The sequence below is a fragment of the uncultured Pseudomonas sp. genome, assembly GCF_913777995.1.
Lineage (GTDB): Bacteria > Pseudomonadota > Gammaproteobacteria > Pseudomonadales > Pseudomonadaceae > Aquipseudomonas.
Genome location: NZ_CAJYVE010000037.1, coordinates 41,880 through 52,991, shown reverse-complemented (window position 1 = coordinate 52,991; position 11,112 = coordinate 41,880). Strand labels below are relative to the sequence as shown.

Below are 11,112 nucleotides of genomic sequence, written 5' to 3'. Positions count from 1 at the left end.
GCAAAGCGGTCTTTTTGGAAGTATTCTTGCTCATGGTCTCGCCCTCGCTGTCGCTGACATCTATAGGATGCCACCGTGGCGCATAGACGCCTCGGCGGGGGCGAGTCCATCCAATTACCCGGTCTAAGTGAACAGTGTTGGCGTCTTCTATGAACAGGAGGGTTTCGCGGCCAAAGCCGCTTCCACCCGACTTGCTTCTGGCTGCTTACAAGGACTGGCGACAGGCTTCCAGTGTCTGTACCTGCCGGCCATCGACGAAGTTGTCGGCGGCCAGCCAGCGTTCGAAGGCCTGGCGCAGCGCTGGCCATTCACTGTCGAGGATCGAAAACCAGGCGGTGTCGCGGTTCTGACCCTTGACCACCATGTGCTGGCGGAAAGTGCCCTCGAAGCGGAAGCCGAAGCGCTCGGCGGCGCGCAGCGAGCGGGTGTTGTGGGCATTGCACTTCCATTCCAGGCGGCGATTGCCGAGGTCGAAGGCTTCCCGTGCCAGCAGGTAGATGGCCTCGGTGCCCTTGGGGGTGCGCTGCATGGCGGCGCCGAAGGTCACGTGGCCGATTTCGATACGCCCCTGGGCCGGCACGATGGACATCAGGCTGATCATGCCTTCTGCCTTGCCCGTGACAGCGTCTAGCACCGTGTAGAACCACGGGTCGGTGCTGGTGGCGTGGCGTGCCAGCCAAGTGTCGAACTCGTCACGGGCCTCGAAAGGTCCATATGGCAGGTAGTCCCAGAGTTTTTCATCCGCCCCCGGCCCTTGCAGGACGCCCCACAGGTCATCGGCATGGGCGGCCGGGTCGAGCTTTTCCAGGCGGATGAAGCGGCCGGCCAGTGGCCGCGAGGAGGGCAGGGTGGCGGGTTGCCAATGCAGCAGCGAGTCGGACATGGGGGCTTTCCTGTTCAGAACGTCTTGCGAAATTGAATGAAACCGCCGCGCTCGGCAACCTGTTCGTAGAGGCGGATCGCCGTGGCGTTGGTTTCGTGGGTCAGCCAGTGGACCTTGTGGCTGCCGTGCTCGGCGGCGCGGGCATACACGTACTCGATCAGTTGCCGACCTACACCGTTGCCACGCTGGCCAGGGGCGACGAACAGGTCCTGCAGGTAGCAGGAATCCTCGATGCTCCAGTTGGAGCGATGGAAGATGAAGTTGACCATGCCCACCGCCTGGCCGTCGACCCAGGCCAGAGCGGCATGGGTCGGTTCGTGTTCATCGAGCATCCGCTGCCAGGTGCTGGCCGTCACCTCGTCGGCCAGCCGGGTTTCGTAGAAATGCAGGTAGGCCTGCCACAAGGCCAGCCACTGGGCGTGGTCGGCGGCGCTGACAGGGCGGATCTGGACAGTGTTCATACGGGCTCCTGGGGGCTCATCAGTTGAGCGAGTCGTTGGTCCTGTGGGTCGTGACTGGCGGCCAGGCCTGCGCGCACGCCGGCGATATCTGCTGCATCGCGGTTCTGGCTGAGCTTGCGCTTGCCCTGCAGGCGATCGATGGGCAGGGCGAAGCCGACGATGGCGCCGAGCATCTTGTCGATGTATTCATCCGCAGCGTCGTCGATGGACCAGGGCTGCGCACGTCCGGCCTCGTGCCGTTCGGTCAGGGCGCCCAGCAGCTCACGCAGCCCGCTGCTGTCATCGATCAGTCGAGGCCGACCGTAAGCGTGCACGGCGAGGTAGTTCCAGGTCGGCACGACCTTGCCGTGCTCGGCCTTGGAGGGATAGAACGACGGGCTGACGTAGGCGTCTTCGCCAGCGAACACCACCAGCACCTCGGCCTCGGCGTTCAGGTCGCGCCATTGCGGGTTGCCTTTGGCCAGATGCCCGTAAAGCGTGCCGCAGGGACCTTCGTCGCGGCGCAGCAGCAGCGGCAGGTGGGTGGCCTGCAGACCCTGGCTGCCCTGGGTGACCAGCAGCGCCAGGCGGCAGCGTTCGATCAGTTGCCACTGGCTGTTCTGGTCGGTGTCGCGAAAAGCGGTGGGTGTATACATGAACGATCCCCTTGGCGTCTGCGAGCATCCTAGGCAGGCTATTGGTTCTTTGTAAGAACCACTTAAGAGTCATTCGAAGGAGCCAATTCAATGACCGGCGTGCCCCTGTTTCCTTTCGACCCGGCCGGTATCCAGCTCGACCGTCGCCAGGGCCTGAGCCGCCAGCTGTACCAGGCCTTGCGCGCTCGGATTCTCGATGGCCGCCTGGTCGGGGGCACGCGTCTGCCGGCCAGCCGCGATCTGGCGGAGGCACTGGGGATTTCGCGCAATACGGTGATGCGTGCCTACGACCAGTTGTATGCGGAGGGCTTCACCGAAGGCCGGGTCGGGGCCGGTACCTATGTGGCCCAATTGCCGGAGCAGACCTCAGCAAACGCTTCGCAGGGCAAGTTACCCACAAAAGTGTCCACAGGGTTGCCAACAGGGTTATCGACAGGTTTATCCACAAATTGCGTCAAAAAACCGCTTTTTCAGGACGACAAAGTTATCCACAGCGAAGCCTTGACGCGGGTTCGGCGCTACGGCCTCCAGGGGCCACTCGAGGGCGCGCCACGTGCATTCCGGGTCGGAATTCCGGCCTTCGATCTGTTTCCCTTCGCCACATGGGGCAAGCTGTACGGGGCTTTTTGGCGAAAACCCGATCTGTCTCGGCTGGGTTATGCCGATCCGGCCGGGGACAGTCGCCTGCGCGAGCTCATTGCGGTGTATCTGCGCACCTCACGGGGCCTTACATGCACCGCTGAGCAAATTGTGATCACCAACGGTGCGCAGCAGGCCATCAGCCTTTGTGCACAATTGCTCCTCGACCCCGGTGATGCCGTGGCTGTGGAAAACCCCGGCTATCGGGCGGCAGCACATGCCTTCGCGATTGCCGGTGCACGGCTGCAGGGCATGCCGTTGGACGACGAGGGCATGGCCTGCACGCGGCTGGAGGCGGCGGGCTGTCGGCTGGCCTATGTCACGCCCTCGCATCAGTACCCCACAGGCGTGGTAATGAGCCTGGCCCGACGCCTGGAACTGCTCGACTGGGCGCGGCGCACGGGGGGCTGGGTGATCGAGGACGACTACGACGGCGAGTACCGGTACAGCGGCGCGCCGCTGGCCCCATTGGCGGCCCTGGATGCCGAGGCGCGGGTTTTGTATATCGGCACCTTCGGCAAGGTGGCGTTTCCGGCCTTGCGCCTGGGTTACCTGGTGTTGCCGCCGGCGCTGGTCGAGCCGTTCAGCCAGCGTCGGGCACTGGACATGCGTCATTCGGAGGTCGTATCGCAGGTGGTGATGGCCCAGTTCATGGCCCAGGGACATTTCCAGCGGCACATCCGCCGCATGCGCCGGGCCGCCCTGAGCCGCCGCGATGCATTGCTGGCCGGCTGGCCGCAGGACCTGCCCGGCTGTGCGCCGATGCCGCGCGTGGTGGCCGGCCTGCATGTCGCGCTCAAGGTCGACAGCCATGCGCGCGAACAGGCGCTGGTGAGCCAGGCGGCGGCCGTGGGCGTGGAAGTCACGCCGTTGAGCAGCTATTGGCTGCCGGACTCGCCGCTGCCCGTGGATGAGCGCGCCGGGTTGGTGCTGGGATTCGCCGGGGTGGCCGAGCCCGATATCACTGCTGCCCTGCAGCGCCTGCGCCAGGCCTGGCAGTGCGATTGACCGGCCTGGCGCTTTATACTCGGCGGTCTTCTGTCTCCGGTTGGGTAATCGATCATGAGTAATCCTCTTGCAGCCAGTTCCGGGCGGCGCCTTGGCGCACCCCTGGCTGCCTTGTTTCTGTTGTTGATGGGTACCCAGTTCCTGCTGCTCAGTGTCGGCATGCGCCAGGTCATGCTGTTGCTGGTCGGCGCGGCCCTGGGTGTGACCCTGTATCACGCGGCTTTCGGCTTCACCTCGGCCTGGCGAGTGTTCATTCTCGAACGCCGCGGCGCCGGGCTGCGGGCGCAGATGGTGATGCTGGCCATCGCCGTGCTGCTGTTCTTCCCGACCCTGGCTTCCGGCACACTGTTCGGCCAGCCGGTCAACGGGCTGGTGGCACCAGCCGGCGTGTCGGTGATCGTCGGCGCGTTCATCTTCGGCATCGGCATGCAGCTGGGTGGCGGCTGTGCCTCCGGCACGCTGTTCACCGCCGGCGGCGGCAATGCCCGCATGCTGGTGACCCTGGCGTTCTTCATCCTTGGCTCGCTGATCGCCACGCACCACGTGCACTGGTGGTTCGCCCTGCCTTCGCTGCCGGCCACCTCCATGGTCAAGAGCCTCGGCTTGCTGCCGGCGCTGGTGCTCAACCTGGCGATCTTCGGCCTGATCGCCTGGGTCAGCGTGCGCCTGGAAAAGCGCCGCCACGGCCAGCTCGAAGCGCCGGTCAGCAGTGAGCATCGCGGCTGGCGGCGTGTGCTGCGGGGGCCGTGGATCCTGGTCTGGGGGGCCGTGGCCCTGGCGCTGCTGAACTACCTGACCCTGGCCTTGGCCGGTCGCCCGTGGGGCATCACCTCGGCGTTTGCCCTGTGGGGGGCGAAACTGGCCACTGGCATGGGGGTGGATGTCGCCAGCTGGCCGTTCTGGCAGAGCGCCGGTAACGCCAAGGCCCTCGCCGCGCCGGTATGGCAGGACATCACCAGCGTCATGGACATCGGCATCATGCTCGGTGCCCTGCTGGCCGCCGGGTTGGCCGGACGTTTTGCGCCGAACCTGGATATCCCCACCCGCTCGCTGGTGGCGGCGGTGATCGGCGGCCTGTTGCTGGGCTACGGCTCGCGGCTGGCCTATGGCTGCAACATCGGCGCGTACTTCAGCGGCATCGCCTCGGGCAGCCTGCATGGCTGGCTGTGGCTGGTCGCGGCCTATCTGGGCAATTGCATCGGCGTGGCACTGCGCCCGGTATTCTTTCCCGGCGAGCGCCGCCAGACGGTGCTGAGCGGCTGCTGAAACGTAACAGCCGTTGAACCATTCGCGACACGAGGATCAAACCCCTTGCTGTCGCGAAGTGGTTGGCACGGCCACTTCGCTCCTTAACAGACGAGGTGGCCCTGTGCAGAAAACGATCCTTTCCAAGCTCAGGTTCCTGAGCAAGACCTTTGGTTACGTTGGCTGGTCGCTGTTCTGGCTGTTGATCTGGGACGTCATCGTCACCGTCGATTTCATGCTGTTCCTCGACTACAAATACTCCTTCCCGGCCATGCCGCTGACCCTGCTGGGCTCGGCGCTGGTGGTGCTCACCAGCTTCCGGAATTCCAGTGCCTACAACCGCTGGTGGGAGGCGCGCACCTTGTGGGGCGCGCTGGTCAACAACTCGCGCAGTTTCGCCCGCCAGGTGCTGACCCTCATCGACGGCGACGGCGACAGCAATCCGGTCAAGGCGACCCTGCTGCGTCGCCATGTGGCCTACGTCAAATGCCTGTCGGCGCACCTCAAGGGCGACACCTGCGGCGCCGAGGTACAGGAACTGATCTCGGCCGATGAATTCGAGCGTCGCCACCAGACCAACAATTTTCCCAACGACCTGCTGAGCATCTCGGCGTTGCTGGTGGCCCAGGAATACGAGGCCGGCCGCCTGGACAGCATCCGCCTGGCGCGGATCGAGTCGACCCTGGTGGATATCTCCAACTGCCAGGGCGGCATGGAGCGTATCGCCAACACGCCGTTGCCCTATCCCTACGTGGCCTTCCCGCGGCTGTTCATCACGCTGTTCTGCCTGATCGTGCCCATCGGCCTGGTGGAAACCCTTGGCTGGTTCACGCCGCTGGCGTCCACGGTCGTGGGCTTCATGCTGCTGGCCATCGAGAAGATCGGCACCGACCTGCAGAGTCCGTTCCGCACCAGCGAGCATGAAATCCAGATGAAGGCGCTGTGCGAGAACATTGAACGCAACCTGGATTCGATGCTGCGCTTCACCGAAATCGAGCGTCGCATCCGCTGACCGTGCAGGCCTGGTGTCGGCGTTGAACCCCTGGCAGGCGGGCCGATCAGATGCGCATGGGATGAATCAGGAGCCAGCCATGACGGGCCAGCCTGTTTACAGCGTGGAAAGCGAAGATCCGGAACTGCAACGGGCGGTCGCTGCCGCCCGGTCGACCTTCAAGTTTTTCTATCGCGAGCTGTCCTGGGAGTACCGGCGGATCATACCGGCGCTGGACATGGCGGCGGTGAAGGTCGCGTTTCCGGTCGAGCAGGCGGGTCCGGACGAGCCGAGTGTGGAGAACATGTGGGTCTCGGACATCGAGTTCGACGGGCAGACCCTGCGTGGCGTGCTGCTCAACGAGCCGCACTGGGTCCACTCGCTGCAGGCCGGGGACCCGGTAAGCGTGCCCTTCACGGACCTCGTCGACTGGATGTACGTGTGCGCCGGCCAGGTGTATGGCGGCTTCACCGTCGATGTGATGCGCAGTGGCATGGATGACCCGGCGCGTGCCGAGCATGATGCGGCCTGGGGTCTGGCGTTCGGCGAGCCGGGGTTCGTTGTGCTGGCGATGCCGGAAGCCGATGGGGCTCCCCTGCGGCTGGCCAGGCATCTGGAGGGCGTGGCCGAGCGTGCGGCGTTGGCCGACCTGGAACGCTGCGAGCACCCGATGGCGGTCAATACACAGGCCGATATCGACGCCGGGCTGGCCCAGGATCCGAGTCTGGTCAATCAATACGACGACACCGAAAGCTCCTACCTGCATCGTGAAGCGCTGGCCGGCAATCATGGGTTCGCGGCTGCATTGCTGCGCCATGGTGCCGATCCTCTGGCGACCGACAGCAACGGACGCACGCCGCTGCAGCTGGCTCAGCGTATCGGCTGGCCACGCATTGTGGAATTGCTGGAAGGTCGTGGCGCACGGCTGCATTGAGCGATGCGGGAGGAGAGAGCCACCTGCGCCGCCGGGTGAACCGGCGGGCAGGGGATCAGGAGGGGCGTTGCGTGTTGCTCAGCGCAGCTCGCCGCACAGGTCGAGTTCCACCAGGCGGCGCACCTCATCGAGTGGCAGGCCGGAGCCCAGCAGGGCTTGCAACTTGCCCAGCGCGGTTTCACGGGTCATGCCACCGCCGGACAGTACACCGGCACCGCGCAGGCGGCTGCCGGCTTCGTAGATGTCCAGATCGACACCGCCCTGATGACACTGGGTGATGGCCACGACCACCACGCCTTTGCCATGTGCCCGCTCCAGGCTGGCGAGGAACTGCGGATCATCGCTGGGGCCGGTGCCGCTGCCGAAGCATTCCAGCACCAGGCCCTGGATGCCGCTGTCGACCAGGCTGTCGATCTGCACGGTGCCCAGGCCGGGAAACAGCGGCAGTACGCCGATTTTCGCTTCGCTGCGTGGCTCGCGGTAATCCAGGGGCGCAGGCAGCAGACCCACCGGCTCGCCGCCGCGCAGACGTTGCAGCGCGGCGAACGGATGACGACCGAAGCTGCGGATCTTCGCGCAACGGGTCGGGTCCAGTTGCTCGCCATGGAAGAACAGGTGCACACCCGCTGGCAGGCCTTGTCCCAGCGCCTGCAGGGCGCCGTTGACGTTTTCCCAGGCATCGCTGTCCGGCACGCCGGCCGGCAGCATCGAGCCGGTGAATACCACCGGTGCCGGCAGGCCCAGCAACTGGAAACTCAAGGCCGCTGCGCTGTAGGCCAGGGTGTCGGTGCCGTGCAGAACCAGCACTGCGTCGCAGCCCTGGTCCACCGCTTCGATGATGGCCTCGCGCAGGCGCAGCCAGTAGCCGGGGTTCATGTTGGCGCTGTCGATCAGCGGAGCCATTTCGCGGAAACGCCACTCCGGCACCATCAGGTCTGGTTGCGCGGCCAGCTGTTCGGCCAGTCGCGCTTCGAAGCCTGACGCCGGGACCAGGCCGTTGGCACTGGCCTGCATGCCGATGGTGCCGCCGGTGTAGAGAACCATCACGCGCTGAGCGGGTGAGTGAAGTTCATGCGTCATGGTTCTTATCCTTATCACTGGCGGGTTGCGGGTTAACGGGCGCTGGGTACGGTTTCGGCTGCATCACCAGCCTTGCCTTGAGCCTGCTGGGCAGGCCGAGCTGGCCAGGCGCTGCGGTCCAGGTCCAGGTCGGCGAACTTGGCCGAGTCGAACACTGGGGTCTTGATGCCGGCCTTACGCTGCGCATCGTAGTCTTGCAGGATGCGCTTGGCGACCTTGAACAGCAGCGCCAGGGCGATCAGGTTGACGAAGGCCAGGCAGGTCATGGTGATGTCGGCGAAGGCGAACACGGTGTTCAGGTCGACCATCGCACCCCACAGGATCAGCACCAGCACGAAGATGCGGTAGCCGACGATGGCCTTCATCTTCTCGCCCACCAGGAAGCGCAGGCTGTTTTCGCCCAGGTAGTAGTTGTAGAGGATCGAAGTGAACACGAACAGCGCCAGGGCCACGCTGATGAAGATCCGACCCCAGTCACCGACCACGGCGGCCAGCGAGTTCTGCGCCAGGACGATACCGTTGCCGTCGTAGTTGATGTCGTAGATGCCCGACAGCAGGATCAGCAGCGCGGTGCAGGTGCAGATCACGAAGGTGTCGAGGAATACGCTGAAGGCCTGGACCACGCCTTGCGCGACCGGGTGCTCGACTTCGGCGACGGCGGCCACGTTCGGCGCACTGCCCAGACCGGCTTCGTTGGCGAACACGCCGCGCTTCACGCCCATGACCACGGCGCTGCCCAGCAGGCCGCCGTATACAGGGTCGAGGCCGAAGGCGCTCTTGACGATGGTCAGCAGCATGCCAGGAACATGGTCGATCTGGATGGCGATCACGTACAGGGTCACGCCGATGTAGATCAGCGTCTTGACCGGTACCAGCAGGTCGGAGATCGCCGCGATGCGCTTGATGCCGCCGACGAAGGCCAGGCCCAGCAGGGTGACCAGGCAGATGCCGGTGATGGTCTTGTCGAAGCCAAAGGCGCTGTTCAGCGAGTCGGTCACCGCATGGGACTGCAGGCCGTTGAAGGCGAAGCCGAAGGTCACCAGCAGCAGGACCGCCATGACCATGCCCAGGCCGCGATTGCCCAGGCCGTGCTGGATGTAATACGACGGGCCACCACGATACTGGCCTTCGGAGTCCTTGCGCTTGTAGAGCTGCGCGAGGGCACATTCAATGAAGCTGCTGGACATCCCGACCAGGGCTGTGACCCACATCCAGAACACCGCACCCGGACCGCCGATGGTCACGGCGATACCGACACCAGCGATGTTACCGGCACCGACGCGGCCGGCCAGGCTCAGCATCAATGCCTGGAACGAACTCAACTGGCCGGAGCTGCTGCGCAGGCTGTCGCGAAATACCGCGAACATGTGCGCAAAGTGACGGAATTGCACGAAACGCGAACGCAGGGTGAAGTAACCACCCAGGCCGACGATGAGTACGATCAGCACCCTTCCAGACAGGTCATTGAAAAATTCCAGCATCTTATTATTGCCTCGCAATTTTTGAGGGGGCGCACTATACCGATGCATTCACGCAGCGTCTTCTGCCGTTTTCTTGTGTCACGCAGAATTCATGTACGACTGTCGAGCGTCTGCGCCTGTATCGGCTGTGCGGACATCGTTTGCCTTGGACCTGGAGCCTCCCTGTATTTCCGTGGCCGGCAGCTATAAAAAAAGGGTCTGGAGATTCATTCCCAGACCCTCAAAAGGTGAGGGGTGTCTAGACCCTCAACCTGGTGAGCCATGTGGCGTCCAGCCGCAGGGTCATGCCTTCAGGGGAACCAGACGCGGTGCGATCATGTTCTCCGGACGCAGGATGTCGGCCAGGACTTCCTCTTCGAGCAAGCCTTCCTCGCGGACCAGTTCCAGTACGCCGCGGCCGCTTTCCAGGGCAACGCGGGCGATACGGGTGGCGTTCTCGTAGCCGATGTACGGGTTCAGCGCGGTGACCAGGCCGATCGAGTGTTCGACCAGTTCACGGCAGCGTTGTTCGTTGGCGGTGATACCGGTGATGCAGTGTTCGCGGAGCATGTCCATGGCACGCTGCAGCAGGCGGATCGAGTCGAAGATCTTGTAGGCGATCAGCGGCTCCATTACGTTCAGTTGCAGCTGGCCACCTTCGGCCGCGACGGTCAGCGCCAGGTCGTTGCCCATGATGGCGAAGGCCACCTGGTTGACGGCTTCCGGGATCACCGGGTTGACCTTGCCAGGCATGATCGAGCTGCCAGGCTGGCGCGGTGGCAGGTTGATCTCGTTGATGCCGGTGCGCGGGCCGCTGGACAGCAGGCGCAGGTCGTTACAGATCTTCGACAGCTTGACCGCGGTACGCTTGAGCATGCCGGAGAACAGCACGAACGCGCCCATGTCGGAGGTGGCTTCGATCAGGTCGGCAGCGGGCACCAGCGGCTGGCCGCTGATGGTCGCCAGGCGCTGTACGGCCAGGTTCTGATAGCGCGGGTCGGCATTGATGCCGGTGCCGATGGCGGTACCGCCCAGGTTCACTTCGGTCAGCAGTTCCGGTGCCAGGCTGCGCAGACGGTTGAGGTCTTCGGTCAGAGTGGTGGCGAACGCGTGGAACTCCTGGCCCAGGGTCATCGGGACCGCATCCTGCAGCTGGGTACGACCCATCTTCAGAACGTGGCTGAATTCTTCGCTCTTGGCGGTGAAGGCGTTGATCAGGCTGTCCAGGCTGGCCAGCAGCGCGTCGTGGCCGAGCAGCAGGCCCAGGCGGATGGCGGTCGGGTAGGCATCGTTGGTCGACTGCGCCATGTTCACGTCGTTGTTGGGGTGCAGGTACTTGTACTCACCCTTCTGGTGGCCCATGGCCTCCAGCGCGATGTTGGCGATCACCTCGTTGGCGTTCATGTTGGTCGAGGTGCCGGCGCCGCCCTGGATCATGTCGACCACGAACTGCTCGTGGAAATCGCCGCGGATCAGACGGGCGCAGGCCTCGCTGATGGCCGCGTGCTTGGCCTGGCTGAGATGGCCGAGTTCATGGTTGGCGTCGGCCGCCGCCTGCTTGACCATGGCCAGCGCCACGACCAGTTTCGGATAGTGAGAAAGAGGAACGCCGGTCAGGTGAAAATTGTTCACCGCTCGCAGGGTCTGAATACCGTAATAGGCGTCGGACGGTACTTCGAGAACACCCAGCAGGTCTTTTTCGATACGCGATGATGCAGGCGAGGACATGATAGTAGTCATCTCAAGGAGGGCGCGAAAGGCGCCGGAACGCCGCGA

Annotated in this window: 10 protein-coding genes; 4 read left to right on the top strand and 6 right to left on the bottom strand. The window is 64.3% G+C overall.

The genetic code is table 11. The annotated features are described in order from the left end of the window. Positions 1 to 205: 205 nt before the first annotated feature. The 3 genes from QZ497_RS16230 to QZ497_RS16220 are packed head-to-tail and all read right to left on the bottom strand — an operon-like array spanning position 206 to position 1,979. Positions 206 to 883, bottom strand: coding sequence for a GNAT family protein (locus tag QZ497_RS16230; protein WP_295476767.1), 678 nt, complete (start codon positions 881 to 883; stop codon positions 206 to 208). 14 nt (positions 884 to 897) lie between these two features. Beyond that, complete coding sequence (locus tag QZ497_RS16225) at positions 898 to 1,344, bottom strand: GNAT family N-acetyltransferase (protein WP_295476765.1); 447 nt, start codon at positions 1,342 to 1,344, stop codon at positions 898 to 900. Then, on the bottom strand, positions 1,341 to 1,979 hold the full coding sequence (locus QZ497_RS16220; protein WP_295476763.1) for an FMN-binding negative transcriptional regulator: 639 nt from the start codon (positions 1,977 to 1,979) through the stop codon (positions 1,341 to 1,343). The genes QZ497_RS16225 and QZ497_RS16220 overlap by 4 nt, the downstream gene beginning before the upstream one ends. Before the next feature lie 90 nt (positions 1,980 to 2,069). Between QZ497_RS16220 and QZ497_RS16215 the strand changes: the two genes are divergently transcribed. The 4 genes from QZ497_RS16215 to QZ497_RS16200 all read left to right on the top strand — a co-directional run bounded on the left by QZ497_RS16215 (position 2,070) and on the right by QZ497_RS16200 (position 6,796). Next, entirely contained in the window at positions 2,070 to 3,626 is a 1,557-nt protein-coding gene (locus QZ497_RS16215; protein WP_295476761.1) for a PLP-dependent aminotransferase family protein, read from the top strand. Positions 3,627 to 3,680: 54 nt separating this feature from the next. Next, the gene (locus QZ497_RS16210; RefSeq protein ID WP_295476759.1) at positions 3,681 to 4,892 is read left to right on the top strand and encodes a YeeE/YedE family protein; all 1,212 of its coding nucleotides are present in this window, start codon (positions 3,681 to 3,683) and stop codon (positions 4,890 to 4,892) included. Positions 4,893 to 4,995: 103 nt separating this feature from the next. After that, positions 4,996 to 5,883, top strand: a complete 888-nt coding sequence (locus tag QZ497_RS16205) for a bestrophin family protein (RefSeq protein WP_295476757.1) — start codon at positions 4,996 to 4,998, stop codon at positions 5,881 to 5,883. Between the two features lie 79 nt (positions 5,884 to 5,962). Continuing rightward, positions 5,963 to 6,796, top strand: a complete 834-nt coding sequence (locus QZ497_RS16200; protein WP_295476755.1) for a DUF2314 domain-containing protein — start codon at positions 5,963 to 5,965, stop codon at positions 6,794 to 6,796. A 78-nt stretch (positions 6,797 to 6,874) separates the two neighbouring features. Here QZ497_RS16200 and QZ497_RS16195 read toward each other — a convergent pair whose 3' ends face one another. From QZ497_RS16195 to aspA, 3 genes are all read right to left on the bottom strand, one after another. Continuing rightward, positions 6,875 to 7,876, bottom strand: coding sequence for an asparaginase (locus QZ497_RS16195; protein ID WP_295476753.1), 1,002 nt, complete (start codon positions 7,874 to 7,876; stop codon positions 6,875 to 6,877). Positions 7,877 to 7,908: 32 nt separating this feature from the next. Beyond that, positions 7,909 to 9,357: a sodium:alanine symporter family protein gene (locus QZ497_RS16190; protein WP_295476751.1), complete on the bottom strand. Its 1,449-nt coding sequence runs from the start codon at positions 9,355 to 9,357 to the stop codon at positions 7,909 to 7,911. A 282-nt stretch (positions 9,358 to 9,639) separates the two neighbouring features. Further along, positions 9,640 to 11,064 (bottom strand): aspartate ammonia-lyase, encoded by a 1,425-nt coding sequence (gene aspA, locus QZ497_RS16185; RefSeq protein WP_295476749.1) that lies wholly within the window; start codon positions 11,062 to 11,064, stop codon positions 9,640 to 9,642. Positions 11,065 to 11,112: the final 48 nt, after the last annotated feature.